We start from the raw sequence: 21982 nt of genomic DNA on the forward strand, positions 1-21982 counted from the left end.
GGGGAAAGACGAAATCGCCTATCGATTGTGCCGCCACGCCTTCAGCCGCGACAGCCCCTCGGTGATGTCCTCGGTCGACCCGGCGTAGGAGAACCGCAGCATTCGCCCCCCGCGCCCGGGGTCGAAATCCAGACCCGGCGTCACCGCGACCCCGGCCTTGTCGAGGATCTCGGCCGACAGCGCCAGAGCGTCGTCGGTCAGGTCGGACACGTCGGCATAGATGTAGAAGGCGCCGTCGGGCGGTGCGAAGGCGGTGAAACCCGCCGCGCGCAGGCCGTCGACCATCAGCTTCCGGTTGGCCGCATACACGGATAGGTTGCGATCCAGCTCGTCCCGGCAGTCGAAGGTGGCCAGCGCGGCCACCTGGCTGGCGTGGGGCGCGCAGATGAACAGGTTCTGCGCCAGCCGCTCGATGATCCGCACGTGATCCTCGGGGACCACCATCCAGCCCACGCGCCAGCCCGTCATCGAGAAATACTTGGAAAACGAATTGACCACGTGCACGTCGTCGGTGAGCTCCAGCGCCGAGACCGGGCGCATGTCGTAATCGATCCCGTGATAGATCTCGTCCGAGATGAAGGCGACATCGCGCGCGGCGCAGGCGTCCGACAGCGCGCCCAGCGCCGCACGGTCCAGCATGGTGCCCGTGGGATTGCCGGGGCTCGCCACGATCAATCCCTGGGCCTCCGCGGGGATCTGGTCCGGCACCGGCTGGAACCGGTCTTCCATCCGCGTCTCGATTCCCAGCGGATCAAGGCTCAGCGCGCGCAGGATCTGGCGGTAGGACGGGTATCCCGGCAGCCCCAGCGCCACCTTGTCGCCCGCCTCGAACAACGCGGTGAAGGACAGGATGAACGCGCCCGACGCGCCCGCCGTCACCACCACGCGGCCCGGGTCGAGATCGACATCGTAGGTCTCGCCATAGTGGCGCGCGATCCGCTGGCGCAGCGCGGGCAGGCCCAGGCCGACGGTATAGCCCAGCGGCCCGGCCGCCATCGCGGCACTTAGGGCCGCACGGGCACCTTCGGGCGCGGGGGTGCCGGGCTGGCCTACCTCCATGTGGATGACGCGGTGGCCGGCCTCTTCGCGTGCGCGGGCCCGCTCCATCACGTCCATGACCAGGAATGGATCGACCGCGCCGCGTTTCGACACCCGCATGAAAGCTTCTCCCGTCTTCGGATTTCCGCCGCCTGACTGGCGCGAAGCCAAGGTGGCGTCAAGCCGCGCGGGCCTTTCACATTGGGGTCATGGCCGGTTGCGCCGGCGGCCCGATCTGCGAGTATGCGCGCGACAATTTCAAGCGCCGGAGCCATGCCATGAAGACCCTCACTCTCGCCGCCGTCCTCGCCCCCGCGTTGGCAATGGGCCAGGGCGCGCTGGCCCAGCAGATGAGCGATGCCGAGTTCGGCGAGCGGGTCCGCGCCTACCTGATGGAGAACCCGCAGGTCATCATGGAGGCGGTCGCCGCGCTCGAGGCGCAGGAGTCCGAGGCGCAGGCCGCGCAGGACAACCAGCTGGTGGCCGACAATGCCGATGCGCTGTTCCGGGCCGAAGGCGACTGGGTCGGCGGCAATCCCGAGGGCGACGTGACCGTGGTCGAGTTTCTCGATTACCGCTGCGGCTACTGCAAGCGTGCCCATCCCGAGGTGGCGGAGCTTCTGCAAAGCGACGGCAACATCCGCCTGGTCGTGAAGGAATTCCCGATCCTGGGCGAGCAGTCGGTCCTCGCCTCGCGCTTTGCCATGGCCACGCTCGAGGTCGCGGGCAGCGAGGCCTATGGCGAGGTCAGCGATGCCCTGATGACAATGCGCGGCGACATTACCGCCGACAGCCTGGGCGCTCTGGCCGATGAGCTGGAGCTGGACGGTTCCGCCATCATGGGCGCCATGGGCACGCCCGAGATCGACGCCAAGATCGCCGAGAATTATGCCTTGGCGCAGACCATGGGCATCTCGGGCACGCCCAGCTTCGTCTTCGGCGACCAGATGGTGCGCGGTTACGTGCCCCTGGAAGCCATGCGCCAGATCGTGGCCGAAGAGCGGGACGAGGGCTGAACCGCCCTACCCCGTTCCGTTCGCCAGATGCAGATACGTCTCGTCGTAGCGGCGGGACAGATGATCGCCCGCCAGCACCGTTTTGCCGGAGCCCATGGGCGCGACGTTGGTGTCGTAATTCGGGTTGAAGAACAGCGGGACCGAGATCCGTTCGGCCGCGGTGCCCACCACCCGGTGCGGCGTCGCGCGGACGCGGCCGCCGGTCCACATCTCCAGCATCTCGCCGAAATTGACGATGAACTCGCCCGGCGGCGCCTGTAGCGGGATCCAGCCACCGCCCCGCTTGCGCACCTCCAGCCCCGGCGTGCCGTCGGTGGCCAGCAGGGTCAGGCAGCCGTAATCGGTGTGGGTGCCGATCCCGAAATCCTTTTCGGTCGCCCAGGCGGGCCGCTCGGGGTAGAAATTCCCGCGCAACAGCGCCATGGGCCGGTCGAACTTGTCGTCGAAGAAATCGTGCGGTGCGCGCAGGCTGCGCGCCAGCCCGCGCAACAGATCCAGCGCCACGCCCATGGACTGCGCGTAATACGCCTCCAGCGTTTCGCGAAACCCCGTCAGCCCCTCTGGCCAGTGGTTCGGCGCGTAATATTTCAGCCCGTGCCGCGCCAGCGGGTCATCCGCCGCAAGCTCGAACCCCATGTCGAACACCTGCTTGTAGTCGGCATTGGCGTTCGGATCGACGCGCTCGGCCCCCGGCGCGCCCCAGCCCCGGTTCGATCCCGTCGCCGCCATGTCGATCCGCGCCTTGCGGGTGGCCGGCAGGTGAAAGAAGGCGCGATAGGCCTCGATCACCGCGCGCACGTCCTCCCCCGACAGCGCCGTGTTGTGGACCGTCAGGAACCCCGTCTCGGTCGCGGCGTGCGCCATGTCCTGCAGCAGCGCGGCATGGGACGGGTCGTCCGGGTCGGCGAGGCGGGCGGCGTCGATACGGGGGATCATGCGGAACTCCTTCGGGGCGACGCCCTGCATATGGTGGTCTTTTGACCCGCACGCAAACACGCTAGCTTTTCGCGCAACGGACAGGAACCACAGCAGGAAGGATCCCCCATGGCCGATCGCCGCAAGCTTGCCGCCGGCAACTGGAAGATGAACGGCACCACCGCCGAGCTGTCGCAGATCGACGCGCTGGTCGCCGCCCATGGCGACGCGGGCTGCGAGGTGCTGATCTGCCCGCCCGCCACGCTGATCGCGCCCATGGTCGCACGCGCGGGCGGCAAGATCGCCGTCGGCGGGCAGGATTGCCACGCCGCCGAGAAGGGCGCGCATACCGGCGACATCTCGGCCGGCATGCTGCGCGACGCGGGCGCGAGCCACGTGATCACCGGCCATTCCGAGCGCCGCGCCGACCACGGCGAATCCGACGCGGACGTGCGCGCCAAGACCGAGGCCGCGATCGGCGCGGGCCTGGTCGCCATCGTCTGCGTGGGCGAGACGCTGGACGAGCGCGAGGGGGGCCGGACGCTGGACGTGATCGACACCCAGCTGGCCGGATCGGTGCCCGATGGCGCCACGGGCGACACCGTCGTTATCGCCTACGAGCCCGTCTGGGCCATCGGCACCGGCAAGGTCCCGACGACCGAGCAGATCGCCGAGGTCCACGCGCACATGAACGCCCGCCTGAAAGAGCGGTTCGGAGATGCGGGCGACGCGATCGCCCTGCTCTATGGCGGATCGGTGAAGCCCTCGAACGCGGCCGAGATCTTCGCGGTGGACAAGGTCGACGGCGCCCTGGTGGGCGGCGCGTCGCTGAAGGCCGACGATTTCGGCGGGATCATCGCGGCGCTGGAGGGCTAGGCCCCGGCGGTCACGTCGTGGCCGTAGAGCCAGTCGAACCGGCCCAGCAGCATACCCGGGACGCGCCCCGCGACCCGCAGCGCCGCGTGGGCGGCCAGTCGCGCGGGACCGCGCAGGTGGTAGTTCCGGGCGTTCGCGTTGGCCGCGGCGATGGCGCGCGTCACCCGCGGCTCGCGCTGCGCCTGGTAGGCCGCCAACGCCGCCGCGCGGTCCGGCGCGTCCAGCGCCCGCGCCAGGCACCACGCGTCCTCCAGCGCGAGGTTCGCGCCCTGCGCCAGGAACGGCAGCGTCGGGTGCGCCGCGTCGCCCAGCAGCGCCATGGACCGCCCGTGCCAGCGCGGCGCCACGGGGTGACGGAAAAGCCCCCACAGGTGGCAGGTCTCGACCCGCGCCAGCCAGTCCGGCACCGCCCCGCCGAACCCGGCGAAGGCACGACGCAGCGCGTCGGGGTCTCCGGCGATGTGCCAGCCTTCCTCGGCCCAGTCGGACCGCTCCTCCACCGCGACGAGGTTCAGCCGGCCCTGGCCCAGCGGATAGGCCACGAGGTGCCGGCCCGGCCCCAGGAAGACCGTTGCGCGCGGCGGCGCCTCGGCCGGGACGATGGCCCGCCATGCCACCTGCCCGGTGAAGAACGGCGAGTCCGCCCCGTTCAGCGCGCCGCGAAGGACGGAATTCAGGCCATCCGCGCCGACCACGAACGGGTGCTGCTCGCTGCGGTCGCCGAACGATAACCGGCACCCGGCCCCGTCCTCGGCCCCGGTGACGCGGTCGCCCAGCCGCAAGGTCGCACCGGCCTCCCGCGCGGCGCCCGCCAGCAGGTCGATCAGCGCAGCCCGGTGCACCATGTGATAGTCGCGCCCCGCAAGGTCCATGCGCGCGATGGGCCGCCCGCTGGGACCGTCGATCAGCGCCACGGCCTCGCTCGGCACGGACACGGCACCCAGCGCGTCGCCAAGGCCCAGCGCCCGCAGCACGGCAAAGCCGTTCGGGCTGACCTGAACGCCGGCGCCGACCTCGGCGATCCGCGGCGCGCGCTCGATCACCGTCGGCGCAAAACCGCGACGGGCCAGCGCGATCGCGGCGGTCAACCCGCCGATCCCGCCGCCCACGATGGTGATCGCTTCGCCCATGGAGATCCTTTCCAAAGAAAAACCGGGGCGTGAGGGCCCCGGTTCATCAATCGGCCCGCGATGGGCGCGTCCTCAGTCGTCGCGATGCACCTTCTCGCGCCGCTCGTGCCGCTCCTGTGCCTCGAGGCTGAGGGTGGCGATGGGGCGCGCATCCAGCCGCTTGAGCGAGATGGGCTCGCCCGTGACCTCGCAATAGCCGTACTCGCCCTCTTCGATGCGGCGCAGCGCGGCGTCGATCTTGGCGACCAGCTTGCGCTGGCGATCGCGGGTGCGCAGCTCCAGCGCGCGGTCGGTTTCCTCGGAGGCGCGGTCGGCCACGTCGGGAATGTTGCGGGTGCCGTCCTGAAGCCCGTTGATGGTGCTGCGGCTCTCGTCCAGAAGATCGTTGCGCCACGCGATGAGCTTGCGACGGAAATACTCCGTCTGCCGTGCGTTCATGAACGGCTCGTCGTCACTCGGCGTGTACTCGTCCGCAATAATGGTATCCAATTTCATCCCCGTTCTCCCCTACCGGGTGCGGGATGACCACCACCGCACCGCTTATCGTTGGCTACTCCTGCGGCGGGACTTATCCCATGGACAAATGCTTGTCACGCTTCATGTTGCATCGGTTGCGGCTTCTTTCTGCCACACCTATGGTCCGCGAAATTCTGGCATCCGGGACGCATCAGCGATGAAATTTGAATCGACCGACGGCTACGTCGCCACCGAAGACCTGACGCTGGCCGTGAACGCTGCCATCACCCTGGAACGCCCGCTTCTGGTAAAGGGCGAGCCGGGTACCGGCAAGACCGAACTCGCGCGACAGGTGAGCGCGGGGCTGGGCCTGCCCATGATCGAGTGGCACGTCAAATCCACCACCCGCGCCCAGCAGGGCCTTTACGAATACGACGCCGTCAGCCGGTTGCGCGACAGCCAGCTCGGCGACGCGCGCGTGCACGACGTGCGCAACTACATCCGCCGCGGCAAGCTGTGGGAAGCGTTCGAGCGTGACGACCGCTGCGTGCTGCTGATCGACGAGATCGACAAGGCCGATATCGAGTTTCCCAACGACCTGCTGCAGGAACTCGACCGGATGGAGTTCCACGTCTACGAGACCGGTGAGACGGTGCGGGCGCGCCAGCGCCCCATCGTCATCATCACCTCCAACAACGAGAAGGAGCTGCCCGACGCCTTCCTGCGCCGCTGCTTCTTCCACTACATCCGCTTCCCGGACATGGAGACGATGAAGAAGATCGTCGAGGTGCATCACCCAGGCATCAAGTCGCAGCTGCTGACGGCCGCGCTGACGCAGTTCTACGAGCTGCGCGAACAGCAGGGCCTCAAGAAGAAGCCCTCGACCTCCGAGGTGCTCGACTGGCTGAAGCTGCTGCTGGCCGAGGACCTGAGCGCCGAGGACCTGAAGCGCGACGGCGCCGCGGCCCTGCCGCGCCTGCATGGCGCGCTCCTGAAGAACGAGCAGGACGTCCACCTGTTCGAACGCCTGGCCTTCATGGCCCGCCGACAGGGATGATCCCGCCCGACGCGGCCTCTTCATCTTTCGGGAAATACCTCGGGGGTGCGGGGGCTGGCCCCCGCTGGTCCCGTCGATGATCCATATCCTTACCCACGACATCCTGCCGGTCTTCGCCATGCTGGCGCTGGGCTTCGCCATGGGGCGCGGCGGCGTGGTGGGCACGGTCGAGGCGCGGGCGGTCAACCGCGTGTCCTTCCTGGTCCTGCAGCCCGCGCTGATCTTCCCGCTCATGGCCGGCGCCGACCTGAGCGGCGTGGCGCCCCGCCCGCTCGCCGCCTACGCGCTGGGCGAGGTGCTGATGTTCGTGCTGGCCTTCACCATCGCGCGCCGCGTCTTCGGCCGCGACCTGCGCGAGGCCTGGCTGCTGGGCATGGCGACGATGTTCGTCAACTCGCTGCTCTATGTCTGGCCCATAACGGTGCTGATCTACGGCGCGGACGGCGTTCTGCCGGTCACCGCGGTGGTGCTGCTCGACACGGCGATCTTCTTCTCCTTTTTCATCCTCTCCATGGAGGTCATGGCGGGCGGCAAGGCCTGGAAGGCGACCCTGGGCCGAATCGCGCTGAACCCGGTACTGTTGGCCATCGCCGTGGGCGCACTGGTCAATGTGGGCGGCGTGCCCCTTCCCCAGCCGGTGCTGAACGCGCTGGCTTTCGCCGGTCCCGCCGCCGCGCCCATGACCCTGTTCGCCCTGGGGGTCATCTTGTCAGGCACCGCGTTGGCGCCGACCCCCGCCATCGCCGGCATCGCGGGGCTGAAGCTGCTGGGGTTCCCGGCGCTGGTCTTCGGGCTGGCGGCGCTGCTGGCGCCCGGGTCGGACTGGTCGGCGCAGATGGTGCTGACCGCCGCCGGGCCGTCGGGCGCCATGCCCTTCGCGCTGGCCTTGCTTTACGGCGTGCGCACCGACACCATCGCTCCGGTGATCGTCTGGACCTCGGTCCTGTCCCTGTTCTCGCTCGCCTGGCTCGCCTGATGCATATCCGCCCCCCGACCCCCGAAGACCGCCCCGCATGGGACGCGCTCTGGCGCGACTATCTTGCCTTCTACGAGACCACCCTGCCGCCCGAGATCTTCGAGGCGCAGTGGGCGCGGCTGATGTCCGACGACGACACCACCATGCGGGGCCTGCTGCTCGAGGTCGACGGCGCGCCGCGCGGGCTCGTTCACTACCACTTCCACGTCCACGGCTGGAAGCTGACCCGCGTCTGTTACCTGCAGGACCTGTTCGTCAGTCCCGACCTGCGCGGCACCGGTGCGGGCCGCGCGCTGATCGAGGCCGTCTATGCCCGCGCCGATGCCCACGGCTGCCCCGATGTGTACTGGATGACGCAGGAGCACAACGACGTGGCCCGCCGGCTCTATGACCGCATTGGCAAATGCACGCCCTTCATCAAGTATCAAAGGGCATGATCATCCGCTCCCTCCTCGCATTGACGCTGTCGCTCGGGCTGACCGCCTGCGCCGCCGTCGACACGCGCCCCGCCAGCGCGCCGGAAGCCACGCGCGTGGCGCTGCCGCCGATGAAGGTCTTCGCGCGGCCGCGCGTGACCCGGCCCACCCGGTCCAACCGCGACATCGCGCAGGATTTCCTTGACCTGAGCTTCCAGCTGGAGTCGGGCCGCACCCTGCCCGTCTTCACCCGCTTCAGCGAACCGGTGAGCCTGCGGGTGCTGGGCAACACCCCGTCGCTGGACCGGGACCTGGAGCGCCTGCTCGGGCGGCTGCGGGACGAGGCGCAGATCACCATCCGCCGCGTGCCCGCCGCACAGCGCGCCAACGTCACCATCCAGACGATCCCGCGCACCCAGCTGCGTCGCGCCGTCCCCGAGGCGGCCTGCTTCGTGGTGCCCCGCGTGTCCAGCTGGGACGAATTCCGCGCCAATCGCCGCGGCGGCGTCACCGACTGGACCACCCTGACCGAGCGGCAGACGCTGGCGATCTTCATCCCCCGCGACGTGCCCCCGCAGGAGCTGCGCGATTGCCTGCACGAGGAACTGGCCCAGGCGCTGGGTCCGCTGAACGACCTTTATCGTCTGACCGATTCGGTCTTCAACGACGACAACTTCCACACCGTGCTGACCGGCTTCGACATGCTGATCCTGCGGGTCTACTACGCGCCCGAGCTGTCCAACGGCATGACCCGCGCGCAGGTGGCGGCACGGCTGCCCGGCATCCTGGCCCGGCTGAACCCGGCCGGCGAAGGCCGGGGCAGCCGGGGGCGGACCGCAACCAGCCGCGCCTGGATCGACCAGGTCGAACGCGCGCTGGGGCCGCGGGCGGGGCTCGACGCGCGGCGCGCGGCGGCCAAGCGCGCGGTGGCCATCGCGCGGGCCAGCGGGTGGAACGACAACCGCCTTGCCTTCTCGCTTTTCGCGCTCGGGCGCCTGTCGCTGGGGGCCGAGCCGGAACTCGCCCTGGGCAGCTTCCTGCAAGCGGCCAGCATCTATGCCGCCGACCCGTCGACCCAGGTGCACGAGGCCCATATCGCCATGCAACTGGCCGCCTTCGCCCTGTCGGCCGGCCAGGCCGAACAGGCCCTGCGCATCGTGGACGCCAACACCGACGCCGTGATGGCCGCCGAGAACGCGGCGCTGCTGGCCACCCTGCTGCTCGTCAAGGCCGAGGCGCTGGAGCTTCTGGACCGCGACGCCGAGGCGGCCCGCCTCCGGCTTGAGGGTCTGGGCTGGGCGCGATACGGGTTCGGCTCGGACGACGAGGTGCGCCAGCGCCTGGCCGAGATCGTCGCCATATCGCCACGCAACCGCGAGGGACCACCCGCATGATCGTTTTGGCCGGAGTTCTCATCGGCATCGCCTGGGGCATCACCACGGCCCGCCGTCGCGGCGGCAACCGCAAGGACATGGCGCAATACGCCGCCGCCGCCGCCATCGCCGGCGCCCTTCTGGGACTGATCCTGACCATCATCCTGGAGAAGTCGATCTAGATGTTCCTGCCGTTCTTCCAGCAGCTGCGCAGCCACAAGGTGCCGGTCAGCCTGCGGGAATTCCTGGATTTCCTCGGGGTTCTGAAGACCGGCATCGTCACCTACGACGTGGACGGGTTCTATTACCTGGCGCGCACCGCGCTGTTGAAGAACGAAGCCCACCTGGACCGCTTCGACCAGGCCTTCGCCGCCGCCTTCAAGGGGATCGAGTCCATCCCGCCCGAAGCGGTGGTCGAGGCGATGGAATTGCCCGGCGACTGGCTGCGCAAGATGGCCGAGAAGCACCTGAGCCCCGAGGAGCGCGCCGAGATCGAGGCGTTGGGCGGCTTCGACAAGCTGATGGAGACCCTGCGCGAGCGGCTGAAGGAACAGGAAGGCCGGCACCAGGGCGGCAACAAGTGGATCGGCACCGCCGGCACCTCGCCCTTCGGCGCCTACGGCTACAATCCCGAGGGCGTGCGTATCGGCCAGCACGAAAGCCGCCATCGCCGCGCCGTGAAGGTCTGGGACAAGCGCGAGTTTCGCAATCTCGACGACGACCGCGAACTCGGCACCCGCAACATCAAGGTCGCCCTGAAGCGCCTGCGCCGCTGGGCGCGCGAGGGCGCGGCGGAAGAGCTCGACCTGCCCGGCACCATCCGTTCGACCGCGTCGCAGGGATACCTCGACGTCAAGACACGGCCCGAGCGGCGCAACGCCGTGCGCGTGCTGCTGTTCCTGGACGTGGGCGGGTCCATGGACGACCACGTGCACGCGGTGTCGGACCTGTTCTCGGCCGCCAAGTCCGAGTTCCGGCATCTCGAGCAGTTCTATTTCCACAACTGCCTTTACGAGGGTGTCTGGCGCGACAACCGCCGCCGCTGGACCGAGCAGACCCCCACCTGGGACATCCTGCACCGCTATGGCCCGGAATGGCGCTGCATCTTCGTGGGGGACGCGTCGATGAGCCCCTACGAAGTCGCCTATCCCGGCGGCGCGAACGAGCACTGGAACGCCGAGTCGGGCGAGACCTGGCTGACCCGCGCCCGCGACCAGTGGCCCGCCCATCTCTGGATCAACCCGACGCCCGAGAAATACTGGGGCTATACCCAGTCGATCCAGATGATCCGGCAGATCTTCGGGTCCGAGCGGATGGTGCCCATGACTCTGCAAGGCCTGAGCCAGGGAATGAAGGCGCTGACGTGACCCGCACCCCCGCCGATGACTGCGCGACCATGGCCGAGTTGCGCACCCAGATCGACGCGCTGGACGCCGAGCTGATCGCGCTGCTGGCCGAGCGGGCGACCTATATCGACCGCGCCATCGCCCTGAAGCCCGGCGAAGGCATCAGGGCCCGGGCCGAGGACCGGGTGGCCGAGGTCGTGGCGAACGTGCGCGCGCTGGCCCAAGCGCGCGACCTGGACCCCGATCTGGCGGAACGCCTGTGGTCCGAACTGATCGAATGGTCCATCGCCCGCGAACGGCGCGAGATCGACTGACCGCGTTTCAGCAGGGCGCGAGCCGGTCCCGCAAGACGCGGGCTTCGTCCGCGCTCAGCCGGTCGAACAGGTTCGCACGGCGGGTCAGCGGAACGAAGGCCCCACCGTCGACCGACAGGAAGGTGCGGACCGGAAGGCCCGCCGCGAGCGGCGCTTGCAGGCACCCACCCGTGACCCGGACCGACAGGCTGCCCGCGCCGCGCGTGCCCTCGGCCCGCAGGCGCCGGATCGCCGCCTGCGCATCGGCAAACCGGGCACGGTCCCCGGGGGCGATCGTCGCCGTGAAGAGCCGCGTCCCCTCTGCGGGCGCCAGGCCACGCGCCCCCTCCTCCACGCCGAGTTCCACCGCCTCGTCGATCCGCAGCGCGTCGTCGTCATCGCGGAAGGTCAGCCGAAGGACCGCGTCGCCCGAGCGCAGGCGCAGCATCTCGGGCACCTCCAGCGCGGCGGCGATCGCCCCGGGGTCGGTGCCCAACGGGTCGAGCCGGGCCGCCGCGAGAAGGCCGCGCGGCGTGACGTCGCCGCAGCCCGCCAGCACCAGCAGGCACAGGACCGCCATGGGGCGCGCGAGAGCAAAGGGGATGGACATGGCGTTGAAGGCTCCTTATCAAAACATGAATCATTTATCGTAAAACAATAAACTCGTGGAGCCCAAGATGGAAGACCCGACCTCCCTGTTCCGCCGTGCCCGCCTGTGCCGCGTGGTGTTGCAAGCCCTCTTTCTCGGGCTCGGTGCCGTTCTTGCCCTCATGGTGATCTCGGCCATGCTCGAGCCCGCCTATACCGGCGCTTGGCTGGCCCGGTTCTTCGGCTATCCCGCGCATCCGATCTCGGGAATGGCGAGCGCGGGCATCGTCATCGTGACGGCCGCGATCCTGGCGGCATGGCTGGCGGCGCTCGGGACGCTGGCCTGCCTGTTCGACGCGGCCGGATGGACGGTGCAGGACCCGCAGGCCCCCGCCCGGGCGGCGGCGCGGGCCACCTTCTGGGTGTCGGTGGCCCTGGGTCTTTTCATCGTGGGCCAAGTGCCGCTGTCGCTGCTGGCCACGCTCGGGGCCGAACCGGGGTCGCGCATGATCGCCATCGGGATCAGCCCGGCGCACGCGGTGGGCCTGATCGCCACTGTGGTGGTGGCCTTTCTCGCCGTGGTGCTTAGGATGATGGCGGACCTCTGGGAAGATCAGCGCGAAATCGTATGAGTGGACAGATCATCGTCCGGCTGGACGTGATGCTTGCGCGGCGCAAGATGACGTCACGCGAATTGTCGTCGCGGATCGGGATATCCGAACAGAACCTGTCGCTGCTGAAATCCGGCAAGGTGCGCGGCGTGCGGTTCGAGACGCTGGCGCGCATCTGCGCGGAGTTGGAGTGTCAGCCCGCCGATCTGCTGGAATTCGCGCCGGACTGAGCGTCGAGCGCGCGGCGCAGTCGGCCGAGCGTGGCGCGCAGCCCGGCGATCTCGGCCTCGGTCATGCCCGTCGCGCGGCCCACGCATTCCGGCACGTGGGCGGTGCGCGCGGCCATGGCCTGCCCGGCCTCGGTCAGCGCGATCTCGACCCGGCGCTCATCCTCGCGCGCGCGGGTGCGGGTCACGAGGTCCTGCGCTTCGAGACGCTTCAGCAGCGGGGTCAGGGTCGACGTCTCCATCCCCGTGCGCCGGCCGATCCCGCCCACGGCCAGCGGCGCGGCGTCCCACAGGACCGACATCACCACGTATTGCGGGTAGGTCAGGCCCAGCGGCGCCAGAAGCGGCTTGTAGACCCGGCCGAACGCCTGGTTCAGCGCGTGCACGTCGAAGCACAGCATGTCCTCGGGCGTGAGGCAGGGGTCGGGCAGGTTCACGTTCATCCTGCACCATTAGATCGCACACGATCTTGTCGCAAGCTTGACACGCCGCCCGCGGAATTACATCGTCCACGACAAGATCGCCCGCGATAGATGCGGGTGGCGCCCGTAGCGGCAGGAACGAACACCGCGTTCTTGCGTTTCGGGACTCGACACACACGCCGTCCGGTCGACCGGACGAAGGAGGATACATGATCAAGAAGCACGGATCCGCGAACTGGAAAGGTGGTCTGAAGGACGGGAACGGCACGGTCTCGACCCAGACCAAGGTGCTGGACGCCCAGAACTACGGCTTCAACTCGCGCTTCGAAGGCGGGACGAACACCAACCCCGAAGAGCTGATCGGCGCCGCCCATGCCGCGTGCTATTCCATGGCGCTGTCGATGATCCTGGGCCAGCACGACCTGACGGCCGACAACATCGACACCAAGGCCACCGTCAGCCTGGAAGAGGTCGATGGCGGCTTCGCCATCACCAAGATCCACCTGGACGTGACGGCCAGCGTTCCGGGCGCCACGCAGGAACAGTTCGACACCGCGACCATCGCCGCCAAGGAAGGCTGCCCGGTGTCCAAGGTGCTGGCCGGTGCCGATATCACGATGGACGCCAAGATGTCCTGACAAGGTACTTGACGAGTAACTGGAGTACGCAGGCGCCGGCCCCGGAATGGGCCGGCGTTCGTCGTTTCCGGTGCGGCGCCACGCGGCCAAGCGCCGCGCGGGCCCGTCCGGACGATTGCAAGCGGGCGCACCACGCCCCATCTTCGATACATGTTGAAATTCACCCCGATCCTGCTGGCCATCCTCTACGCGCTGGCGATGTACCGCTTCTCGGTCTGGCGCACGTCGAAGGAGCTGGATTCAAAATCGACCGAGCTGGCCGATCCGGCCCTGCGCAAGCTGACGGACCGGATGGCGCAGGCGCTCGATCTCGAGCGGATCAAGGTGCATATCTACGAGATCGACCCGGTGAACGGGCTTGCCGCGCCCGACGGACGCATCTTCATCACCCGGGGCTTCTACGACAAGTACCGCGCCGGCGAGGTCACGGGTGAGGAAATGGCGTCGGTGATCGCGCACGAGCTGGGCCACGTGGCCCTGGGCCATTCGCGGCGGCGCATGATCGACTTCTCGGGCCAGAACGCGCTGCGCACCGCGCTGGCCATGATCCTGGGGCGGTTCATCCCCGGGATCGGGGTGATGATCGCCAATGCCCTGGCCTCGCTTCTGGCCGCGGGCCTGTCGCGCAGCGATGAATACGAGGCCGACGCCTATGCCTCGGCCCTTCTGATCAAGTCCGGAATCGGCACCGCGGGGCAGAAATCGCTGTTCGCGAAGCTCGACGCCTTGACCGGGTCCACCGGCCGCGCGCCCGCCTGGCTGATGAGTCACCCGAAGACGGCCGACCGCGTCGCCGCCATCGAGGCCAACGAGGCGAAGTGGTTGCGGGTCTGACCGCGCCAGGCCGGCGTGGCGGCGGCGGCACCGGTCGGCAAGGAGTATTTTTCGACCAGTGATGCAGCCTGTCCTCGCGCGGCCCGATCGGCGCGCGTAGGGGCCTAGGATGCGGGGGGCGCCAGCCGCTTGCCCAGCCGGGGCAGCCGCGCGCGCTTCATCAGGGCGCGCAGGTCCAGCGTCTCGCCCGACAAGCGCTCGGCGGTCGCGTGGACGCGGCCGACCACCCCGGCGACCGTGTCGGGATCCCGGTCGTGCAGGCGCCGGGCGAGCTGGTCGGGATCCACACGCTCGATCCCCTCTTCGGCCAGCGCGGCGCGCGGGAAATCCTGCGCGTTGAAGGTACAGATCAGGTCGGCGGACCCGGCGATGGCGGCGGCCAGAACGTGGATATCGTTCGGGTCCGGCAGGTGCAGCCGCGCCATGTCGCCCGCGCGGGGGCTGACCCCGGCGCGCGGGAAGGCCTGGCGCAACATCGCGATCTCGCCGCGGGCCACGTCCTCGGCCCCCGGGCCGAGCTTGACCGTGGCGCGGGCCCATTCCTCGAGAATGCGATCCGACCAAATCGGCGTGAACAGCCCCGCCGCCGACCAGCCCGTCAGGCATTCCCGCAGGACGGTGGGAAACAGCACGCAGGCGTCGAGACAGACCCTCACAGCCGGAAGAACAGGGCCTTGAGATAGCCCGTCTCGGCCAGCTGCGGCAGCTGCGGGTGATCCGGCCCGGCAAAGCCCGTGTGGATCAGCTGCGCCGCCCGACCGGCCCGCCCGATGCCGCGCACGCTGGCGCCGCGGAACGCGGCAAGGTCCGCGGCGTGCGAGCACGAGCACAGCCCCAGGTAGCCCCCCGGCGCCACCAGCGGCGCGGCCAGGCGCGCCACCCGTTCGTAGGCGCGCAACCCCGCCTCGCGCGCGGATTTCGACGGCGCGAAGGCGGGCGGGTCGCAGATGACAGTGTCGAACTGCGCCCCCTCCTCGGCCAGCGCTTCGAGCGTCGCGAAGGCGTCGCCCTGGCGCGTGGCGAAGCGGTCGCCGTGGCCCGAGGCCGCCGCGCCCGCCGCGGCAAGCTCCAGCGCCGGGGCCGAGCCGTCGACGGCCAAAGCGCTTTCGGCGCCCGCGGCGAGGCAGGCCAACCCAAAGCCGCCCACGTGGCTGAACACGTCCAGCACCCGGCCGCCCCGGGCCAGACCGGCGGCGAAGCGGTGATTGTCGCGCTGGTCGAAGAACAGCCCGGTCTTCTGGCCGCCCATGATGTCGGCCATGTAGGTCGCCCCGTTCATGGGCACGGGGATCGGCGCCCGGGGCGCCTCGCCCAGGATCACCTTCGTCACATCGTCCAACCCCTCGCGCGCGCGGCCCCGGCTGGCGGCGTTCTTCACGATGCAGGTCGCGCCGGTGGTGGCACGCAGCGCCTCGGTCAGCGGATCCAGCAACGCCTCGGCCCAGGCGGCGTTGGGCTGCACCACCAGCGTGTCGCCGAAGCGGTCGACCACCACGCCCGGCAGGCCGTCCGCCTCGGCGTGGATCAGGCGGTAGAAGGGCGCGTCGTAGAGCCGGTCGCGATGGGCGAGCGCGCGGCGCACCTTGCCCGCCAGCCAGTCGCCGTCGATCCGGGCATCCGCATCACGGTCGAGCATCCGGGCGATGATCTGCGAGCCGGGGCTGAGCGCCACGAGCCCCAGGTCGGCGCGGTCGGCATCCTGCAGACGGGCGATGGTCCAGGCCGGCAGCTTGCCGGTGCGGCGGTCGACGACCAGCTCGTTGGCGTAAACCCACGGAAAGCCATGGCGGATCGCGCGGGCGTTGGCCTTGGGGCGCAGGCGGATGATGGGCGGATCGATGGCGCTGTTCATGGCATCGGCCATAGGCGATGGGCCGGGGCTTGGAAAGCGGGCGCATTCCATGATAGCGCTATCTGGAATGCTGTTGAGCCGTCGCCCCGACGGACGCACAGTGCCGACAGAGGAGGATTCCCATGCCCCTGAACGCCACGATCGCAGACGTCACCGCCCGCATCGTCGAACGCTCGAAGGACAGCCGGTCGACCTATCTCGACCGCATGGCCCGCGCCGCCGAGGAAGGCCCCCGCCGCGCGCACCTGACCTGCGGCAACCAGGCCCACGCCTACGCCGGCGCGGGACAGGACCAGGACAGGCTCGCCACCGAGAACCAGCCCAATATCGGGATCATCACCGCCTATAACGACATGCTGTCGGCCCACCAGCCGTTCGAGCGGTTCCCCGACCTGATCCGCACGGCGGCGCGCAACTTCGGCGCCACGGCGCAGGTCGCGGGCGGGGTCCCGGCCATGTGCGACGGGATCACCCAGGGCCAGGTGGGGATGGAGCTTTCGCTGTTCTCGCGCGATGTCATCGCGCTCGCCACCGGCGTGGGGCTGTCGCACAACTGCTACGACTCGGCGTTGTACCTGGGCGTGTGCGACAAGATCGTGCCGGGCCTTGTCATCGGCGCGGCGACCTTCGGCTACATCCCCGCGATTTTCCTGCCGGCGGGCCCCATGACCAGCGGCCTGCCCAACGACGAGAAGGCCAAGGTGCGCCAGCAATTCGCTGCCGGCGAAGTCGGTCGCGACAAGCTGATGGAAGCCGAAATGGCGTCCTATCACGGGCCGGGCACCTGCACCTTCTACGGCACCGCCAATTCCAACCAGATGCTGATGGAGTTCATGGGGCTGCACCTGCCCGGCGCCAGCTTCGTGAATCCCAACACGCCGCTGCGCGACGCGCTGACCGTCGCCGGGGTCGAACGGGCGACGCAGATCACCCAGATGGGCAACGACTACCGCCCCGCGGGACAGGTGCTGGATGAAAAGGCCTTCGTGAACGGGATCGTCGGGCTGATGGCCACGGGCGGGTCGACCAACCTGCTCATTCACCTGCCGGCCATGGCGCGGGCGGCGGGCGTGCAGTTGGACCTGCAGGATTTCGCCGACATCTCGTCCGTCGTGCCGCTGATGGCGAAGGTCTATCCCAACGGCCTTGCGGACGTGAACCACTTCCACGCCGCGGGCGGCCTGACCTACATGATCGGCGAGCTGATCGACGGCGGCCTGCTGCACGGTGACACGCTTACTGTGATGGGCGACGGGCTGAAGGATTACGTGAAAGAGCCGAAGCTGAAGGACGACCGCATCGTCTGGGAAGATGCCGACCGCACGACCCACAACGACAAGATCCTGCGCCCCGTGTCGGACCCGTTCCAGCCCACGGGCGGCATGGCGGATCTGAAGGGCAACCTCGGCCGCGGCGCGATGAAGATCTCGGCGGTGAAATCCGAGTATCACGTGATCGAGGCGCCCTGCCGGATCTTCGAGAACCAGGAACAGGTCAAGGCCGCGTGCCGCGCGGGCGAGATCACGGAAGACACTGTGGTCGTCGTCCGCTTCCAGGGGCCGCGCGCCAACGGCATGCCCGAGCTGCATTCGCTCACCCCCCTGCTGGCGAACCTGCAGGACAAGGGGCTCAAGGTCGCCCTGGTCACCGATGGCCGCATGTCGGGGGCGAGCGGCAAGGTGCCCGCCTGCATCCACGTCTCGCCCGAGGCGGCGCTCGGCGGCCCGCTCGCAAGGCTGCGCGACGGCGACGTGGTGCGAGTGGACGCGACCAAGGGCACGCTCGACGTGCTGGACGTCGATCTCGACAGCCGCGAGGTCGCCACGGCGGACCTGAGCGACAACGGCCACGGCGTCGGCCGCGAACTGTTCGAGGTCTTCCGCCAGAACGTGGGCCTGGCCAGCCAGGGCGCGGGCACCGTCGTTTGAGACAGGACAACCAGGAGAGCAGAGCATGAACCCCAGCCAAGCCTCGGCCCAGGCCGAACAGATTTGCCGCCTGGCGCCGGTGATCCCGGTGCTGGTGGTCCACGACCCCGCCCACGCCGCGCCGCTCGCGCGCGCGCTGGTGGCGGGCGGCCTTCCAGCGCTGGAGGTCACCCTGCGCACCCCTGCCGCGCTCGAGGTCATCGCCGAGATGGCCACGGTCGAGGGCGGCACGGTCGGCGCGGGCACCTTGCTCACCCCGGCGGACGTTTCGGCGGCGGTGAAGGCCGGGGCGCGCTTCGGCGTCTCGCCCGGCTCGACCGCCAAGCTGCTGGATGCGGCCGAAGAGGCCGAGCTGCCGATGCTGCCCGGCGCCGCGACCTCGACCGAGGCGATGGCGCTGCTCGAGCGGGGCTATACCGTGCAGAAATTCTTCCCCGCCGAGGCAAACGGCGGGGCGCCCGCGCTGAAGGCCATCGGGGCGCCGCTGCCGCAGATCCGGTTCTGCCCCACGGGCGGCGTCAGCCTGAAGAACGCGCCGGACTACCTTGGCCTGTCCAACACGCTCTGCGTGGGCGGCTCGTGGGTCGCGCCGCAGGACAAGGTCGAGGCGGGCGACTGGGACGGCATCACCGAGCTGGCCCGCGAGGCCGCCGCGCTGGCGCGCTGATCGCCCCCGCAAGCGCGAAAGGTTCGGTCGAAGCACCGGTTGCGGCCCTCCGGCAGGAGTATTTGAAGACCAGTGATGAGACGGGCCGCGCGTCCCGCATCACTGGTCTGCCAAATCCCTGATCCAGACGGATACAGCAGGCGCGACTTCGGCGTCTTGGAGCGTCGCCCGAAGAAGGCGCCGTCCCTCCGCATCACTGGTCCGGAAATACTCACGGCGGACCGCTCGCCGCGGTCAAGACGCTGGATCAGTTCGACAGCCGTCCGGCCCGCCCGCCCCGGCGGCGGGGCGCCGGCGGGGTGTTGAGCCCCTCGCGCAGGACCTGTTGCATCGGGTGATCGCGGGGCGCGCCCTGGTGGCGTGACAGCAACGCGCGGATCGCGCGTTCGGGCGGCATGTCGTCGGGCAGCGACAGCGCCCAATCCATCAGGATCGACCGGCATTCCGGCAGGCTGATTCCCTCGATCGCGAAGGATTCGCGGATCAGGCCCTTTGGGTCCATGGGGTCGGGGTCACGGCGCATGCCCAAGTCTTATTCCGCCCAGCCCGCAAGGCAATCCTCGATGATGCGTGCGGCGCTGTCCTGCAACGTCACCAGCTCTCGCCCGGCCTCCGCGCGGCTGTCTTTCCCCAGCGCGCGCAGGATCAGCGCCTCGCCGGAGCTGCCGGTCGTCTCGGCATCGGGCGCGGCGGGGCCCAGCAGCCTTGCCGCCATGCGAAACGCCGACAGGGTGGCGTGGGCCGCCAGCAGGGCGTCCGCCGGGTCGTGCGGAATCAGCCCGGCGGCGCGGCCCGCCTGCACCTGTCCCGCCACGTCGCGACCGCCAGCGCCGGACAGCAGGCCAAGCGCCGTCGCCAGCAGCTCGATATCCTGCAACCCGCCCGGGCCATCCTTTGCCTCCCACGCCGCGCGGGGGCGGGCGTCGTGCAGGCGGCGGCGCATTTCGGACACGTCACGCGCGACATCGGCCCGGGCGTGATCCTGCGCCAGCACCGCGTCGCGCACCTCGTCGACGGCGCGGCACAGGGGCTCGGGGCCCGCCAGAGGCGTCGCGCGGGTCAGCGCCAGGTGCTCCCACGTCCAGGCCTCGTCGCGCTGGTAATTGCGGAAGGACGCCAGCGACACGGCCACCGGCCCCTGACGCCCCGAGGGCCGCAGCCGCATGTCGACCTCGTAAAGCCGCCCCTGCGCCATGGGCGCCTGCAGCGCGGTCACCAGCGCCTGGGTCAGCCGCGTGTAGTAAACCCGCGCGCCCAGGGGGCGCCGCCCGTCCGAGGACTCCTGCCCGTCGGCATCGTAGATCACGATCAGGTCCAGGTCCGAGCGCGCGTTCAACGCCCCGGCCCCCACCGACCCCATGCCCAGCACCATGGCCCCGCGCCCCGGCGGCGCGCCGTGGCGGGTGGCGAAATCGGCGATCACCACCGGCCAGATCTGTGCCACGACCGCGCGGGCCAGGTCGGTGTATTGCCGCTGCGCCTCGGCCCCGTCGATGAGACCGCGCAGGTGATGCACACCCACCCGGAAATGCCAGTCGCGCGCCCAGGCCCGCGCTGCGTCGAGCCGTTCCTCGTAATCGTCGGCCTCGGTCAGCGCGCGGGCCAGCGCGGTCTCCAGCGCGGCCTGCCCCGGCCAGTCGGCGAAGAACGCCCCGCCGATCACCGCGTCGAGCACCGAGGAGTTCTGCGACAGATACCCGGCGAGGTCGGGCGTCGTGCCGGCGATGTCGGCGATCAGGTCGATCAGCTGCGGGTTGGCCTCGAAGAGCGAGAACAGCTGCACGCCAGCCGGCAGGCCCCGCAGGAAATCGTCGAACCGCGCCAGCGCCTGGTCGGGCCGTGCGCTGCCCAGCAGGCGGCGCAGCAGCGCCGGCTTGATCCGGTCGAAGATGTCCAGCGCGCGTTCCGAGCGCAGGGCCGGCAGACCGCGCCAGGCCTCCATCATCTCTTCCTGCTGCGCGCTCAGCTCGGGCATCTGCGCCACGGCGCGGTCGTCGCCGGCAAAGAAGCCCTCGGTCAGCTCGGACACGCGGTGCAGCCGGTCGCGCAGCTCGCCCCGCAGCGCGTCCACGTCGCGGTCCATCATCGCGGCCAGGCGGTGAAAGCCCTCGTCGCTATCGGGCAGCGCGTGGGTCTGCGCGTCGGCGACCATCTGGAGCCGGTGTTCGACCGTGCGGTGGAAGCGGTAGTGCCCGGTCAACTCGTCCGCGATCTCGGACGGGATCCAGCCCGCGTCGACCAGCCGCGCCAATCCTTCGAGCGTGCCGCGCACCCGCAGCGACGGATCGCGCCCCCCCGCGATGATCTGCCGGGTCTGGGTGAAGAACTCGATCTCGCGGATCCCGCCACGGCCCAGCTTCATGTCGTGCCCGGGCAGCGTGATCGGCCCGCCCAGCCCCTTGTGGTCGCGGATGCGCAGGCGCATGTCGTGGGCGTCCTGGATCGCGGCGAAGTCCAGGTGCCGCCGCCACACGAAGGGGCGCAGCCGGTCGAGATACCCCTGCCCCGCGACGAGATCGCCCGCGCAGGGACGCGCCTTGATATGGGCCGCCCGCTCCCAGGTGCGGCCGAGCGACTCGTAGTACCGCTCGGCCCGCGACATGGCCATGGCCACGGGCGTGACGCTGGGATCGGGGCGCAGCCGCAGGTCGGTGCGAAAGACGTACCCTTCGGCGGTCTGCTCGCTCAGCAGCTTGCAGGCGGCGCGGGTCGCCCGGACGAAGCCCGCCCGCGCGTCTGGGATGTCGTCGCGCGCGAAACGGTCGTCGTCGAACAGAACGATAAGGTCGATATCGCTGGAATAATTCAGCTCGAACGCGCCCTGCTTGCCCATGGCCAGCGCCGTGAGCCCGCCCGCAGTCTCGACATCCGCCTCCATCAAGCCGGGCAGCTTGCCCCGGTCGATCAGGCGGCCGACCTCGCTGCTGAGCGCCAGGTGCGTCGCCCGATCGGCCATGCGCGTGAGCGCGCCGGTCACGTCCTCGAGGCTCCAGATCCCGCCGATATCCGCGAGCGCGGCAATCAGCGCCACCCGCCGCTTGGCCACCCGCAACGCGACGGACAGGTCACCGTCGATGGCGGCCAGCGTCTGGTCGAGCGCGGCCTCGGGGCTGCCCGCCAGCGTCGCGCGCAGCCACTCGGCCTCGCGCGTCATCAGCCCCCACAGGTACGGGCTGCAGCCCGCCGTGCCGGACAGAAGGTCCCGCAGCACCGGCGCCTGGTCGTCGAACAGCGCCGCGGCCTCGGCGGCGCGGTCGGTGTCGTAGGGGCGGGGCTGTCGGGACAGGCGGCTGGCGAAATCCATGGGGCGACCGTGACGCTGC

General features: G+C 69.9%; 25 protein-coding genes. 15 read left to right on the forward strand and 10 right to left on the reverse strand.

The genetic code is table 11. From position 1 onward, the window contains the following. Positions 1-18 precede the first annotated feature (18 nt). Positions 19-1158: a pyridoxal phosphate-dependent aminotransferase gene (locus BUB76_RS02575; protein WP_073126330.1), complete on the reverse strand. Its 1140-nt coding sequence runs from the start codon at positions 1156-1158 to the stop codon at positions 19-21. Between the two features lie 158 nt (positions 1159-1316). Here BUB76_RS02575 and BUB76_RS02580 point away from each other — a divergent pair, with 158 nt between their 5' ends. Then, on the forward strand, positions 1317-2054 hold the full coding sequence (locus BUB76_RS02580; protein WP_073126542.1) for a DsbA family protein: 738 nt from the start codon (positions 1317-1319) through the stop codon (positions 2052-2054). A gap of 6 nt (positions 2055-2060) precedes the next feature. Here the strand turns inward: BUB76_RS02580 and BUB76_RS02585 are convergent, their stop codons facing one another. Then, positions 2061-2990, reverse strand: coding sequence for an isopenicillin N synthase family dioxygenase (locus BUB76_RS02585; RefSeq protein ID WP_073126544.1), 930 nt, complete (start codon positions 2988-2990; stop codon positions 2061-2063). Between the two features lie 108 nt (positions 2991-3098). Here BUB76_RS02585 and tpiA point away from each other — a divergent pair, with 108 nt between their 5' ends. Next, positions 3099-3845 (forward strand): triose-phosphate isomerase, encoded by a 747-nt coding sequence (tpiA, locus tag BUB76_RS02590; protein ID WP_073126332.1) that lies wholly within the window; start codon positions 3099-3101, stop codon positions 3843-3845. Here the strand turns inward: tpiA and BUB76_RS02595 are convergent. Beyond that, entirely contained in the window at positions 3842-4975 is a 1134-nt protein-coding gene (locus BUB76_RS02595) for an FAD-dependent monooxygenase (protein ID WP_073126335.1), read from the reverse strand. The two genes, tpiA and BUB76_RS02595, sit on opposite strands and share 4 nt — an antisense overlap. 72 nt (positions 4976-5047) lie before the next feature. After that, complete coding sequence (dksA, locus tag BUB76_RS02600) at positions 5048-5470, reverse strand: RNA polymerase-binding protein DksA (RefSeq protein ID WP_073126337.1); 423 nt, start codon at positions 5468-5470, stop codon at positions 5048-5050. Positions 5471-5648: 178 nt separating this feature from the next. Between dksA and BUB76_RS02605 the strand changes: the two genes are divergently transcribed. The 7 genes from BUB76_RS02605 (at position 5649) to BUB76_RS02630 (ending at position 10913) form a co-directional block, all read left to right on the forward strand. Continuing rightward, complete coding sequence (locus BUB76_RS02605) at positions 5649-6488, forward strand: AAA family ATPase (RefSeq protein WP_073126339.1); 840 nt, start codon at positions 5649-5651, stop codon at positions 6486-6488. 76 nt (positions 6489-6564) lie between these two features. Continuing rightward, positions 6565-7464, forward strand: coding sequence for an AEC family transporter (locus tag BUB76_RS02610; protein ID WP_073126341.1), 900 nt, complete (start codon positions 6565-6567; stop codon positions 7462-7464). Further along, entirely contained in the window at positions 7464-7901 is a 438-nt protein-coding gene (locus tag BUB76_RS02615) for a GNAT family N-acetyltransferase (RefSeq protein ID WP_073126344.1), read from the forward strand. The genes BUB76_RS02610 and BUB76_RS02615 overlap by 1 nt, the downstream gene beginning before the upstream one ends. Then, a complete protein-coding gene (locus tag BUB76_RS02620; protein ID WP_073126346.1) occupies positions 7898-9274 on the forward strand; it encodes a DUF2927 domain-containing protein in 1377 nt (458 codons plus the stop codon). The genes BUB76_RS02615 and BUB76_RS02620 overlap by 4 nt, the downstream gene beginning before the upstream one ends. Further along, positions 9271-9435 (forward strand): hypothetical protein, encoded by a 165-nt coding sequence (locus tag BUB76_RS17855; RefSeq protein ID WP_091843791.1) that lies wholly within the window; start codon positions 9271-9273, stop codon positions 9433-9435. The genes BUB76_RS02620 and BUB76_RS17855 overlap by 4 nt, the downstream gene beginning before the upstream one ends. Then, positions 9436-10620 (forward strand): vWA domain-containing protein, encoded by a 1185-nt coding sequence (locus tag BUB76_RS02625; protein WP_073126348.1) that lies wholly within the window; start codon positions 9436-9438, stop codon positions 10618-10620. It begins immediately after the preceding gene. Next, positions 10617-10913, forward strand: coding sequence for a chorismate mutase (locus BUB76_RS02630; RefSeq protein ID WP_373280043.1), 297 nt, complete (start codon positions 10617-10619; stop codon positions 10911-10913). The genes BUB76_RS02625 and BUB76_RS02630 overlap by 4 nt, the downstream gene beginning before the upstream one ends. A 7-nt stretch (positions 10914-10920) precedes the next feature. Here the strand turns inward: BUB76_RS02630 and BUB76_RS02635 are convergent, their stop codons facing one another. Next, positions 10921-11502: a hypothetical protein gene (locus tag BUB76_RS02635; RefSeq protein ID WP_073126350.1), complete on the reverse strand. Its 582-nt coding sequence runs from the start codon at positions 11500-11502 to the stop codon at positions 10921-10923. Positions 11503-11569: 67 nt separating this feature from the next. Here BUB76_RS02635 and BUB76_RS02640 point away from each other — a divergent pair, with 67 nt between their 5' ends. Both BUB76_RS02640 and BUB76_RS02645 read left to right on the forward strand, forming a co-directional pair. Beyond that, positions 11570-12112: a hypothetical protein gene (locus BUB76_RS02640; protein ID WP_139250755.1), complete on the forward strand. Its 543-nt coding sequence runs from the start codon at positions 11570-11572 to the stop codon at positions 12110-12112. Next, complete coding sequence (locus tag BUB76_RS02645; RefSeq protein ID WP_073126354.1) at positions 12109-12321, forward strand: helix-turn-helix domain-containing protein; 213 nt, start codon at positions 12109-12111, stop codon at positions 12319-12321. Before BUB76_RS02640 ends, BUB76_RS02645 begins: the two co-directional genes overlap by 4 nt. Here BUB76_RS02645 and BUB76_RS02650 read toward each other — a convergent pair. After that, positions 12285-12761: a MarR family winged helix-turn-helix transcriptional regulator gene (locus BUB76_RS02650; RefSeq protein WP_073126356.1), complete on the reverse strand. Its 477-nt coding sequence runs from the start codon at positions 12759-12761 to the stop codon at positions 12285-12287. The two genes, BUB76_RS02645 and BUB76_RS02650, sit on opposite strands and share 37 nt — an antisense overlap. Before the next feature lie 188 nt (positions 12762-12949). Between BUB76_RS02650 and BUB76_RS02655 the strand changes: the two genes are divergently transcribed. Together BUB76_RS02655 and BUB76_RS02660 are read left to right on the forward strand one after the other, a co-directional pair. After that, positions 12950-13378: an OsmC family protein gene (locus BUB76_RS02655; protein WP_073126358.1), complete on the forward strand. Its 429-nt coding sequence runs from the start codon at positions 12950-12952 to the stop codon at positions 13376-13378. A gap of 150 nt (positions 13379-13528) precedes the next feature. Beyond that, positions 13529-14212 carry a M48 family metallopeptidase gene (locus BUB76_RS02660; RefSeq protein ID WP_073126360.1) on the forward strand — a complete coding sequence of 228 codons (684 nt, stop codon included), beginning with the start codon at positions 13529-13531 and terminating at the stop codon, positions 14210-14212. A gap of 104 nt (positions 14213-14316) precedes the next feature. On the opposite strand, the gene BUB76_RS02665 is transcribed toward BUB76_RS02660, so the two are convergent. Further along, positions 14317-14868: an RSP_2648 family PIN domain-containing protein gene (locus BUB76_RS02665; protein WP_073126362.1), complete on the reverse strand. Its 552-nt coding sequence runs from the start codon at positions 14866-14868 to the stop codon at positions 14317-14319. Next, positions 14865-16076 (reverse strand): RSP_2647 family RNA methyltransferase, encoded by a 1212-nt coding sequence (locus BUB76_RS02670; RefSeq protein WP_073126363.1) that lies wholly within the window; start codon positions 16074-16076, stop codon positions 14865-14867. The genes BUB76_RS02665 and BUB76_RS02670 overlap by 4 nt, the downstream gene beginning before the upstream one ends. 110 nt (positions 16077-16186) lie before the next feature. On the opposite strand from BUB76_RS02670, the gene edd reads away from it, so the two are divergent. Continuing rightward, a complete protein-coding gene (edd, locus tag BUB76_RS02675) occupies positions 16187-17992 on the forward strand; it encodes a phosphogluconate dehydratase (RefSeq protein ID WP_073126365.1) in 1806 nt (601 codons plus the stop codon). A gap of 25 nt (positions 17993-18017) precedes the next feature. Beyond that, the gene (eda, locus tag BUB76_RS02680) at positions 18018-18659 is read left to right on the forward strand and encodes a bifunctional 4-hydroxy-2-oxoglutarate aldolase/2-dehydro-3-deoxy-phosphogluconate aldolase (RefSeq protein WP_073126367.1); all 642 of its coding nucleotides are present in this window, start codon (positions 18018-18020) and stop codon (positions 18657-18659) included. 247 nt (positions 18660-18906) lie between these two features. On the opposite strand, the gene BUB76_RS02685 is transcribed toward eda, so the two are convergent. Both BUB76_RS02685 and BUB76_RS02690 read right to left on the reverse strand, forming a co-directional pair. Continuing rightward, positions 18907-19182, reverse strand: a complete 276-nt coding sequence (locus BUB76_RS02685; protein WP_073126369.1) for a hypothetical protein — start codon at positions 19180-19182, stop codon at positions 18907-18909. 9 nt (positions 19183-19191) lie between these two features. Then, a complete protein-coding gene (locus tag BUB76_RS02690) occupies positions 19192-21963 on the reverse strand; it encodes a [protein-PII] uridylyltransferase family protein (RefSeq protein ID WP_073126371.1) in 2772 nt (923 codons plus the stop codon). Positions 21964-21982 lie beyond the last annotated feature (19 nt).

It is taken from the genome of Palleronia salina, from assembly GCF_900141995.1.
In the GTDB taxonomy this organism is placed as follows: Bacteria; Pseudomonadota; Alphaproteobacteria; order Rhodobacterales; family Rhodobacteraceae; genus Palleronia; species Palleronia salina.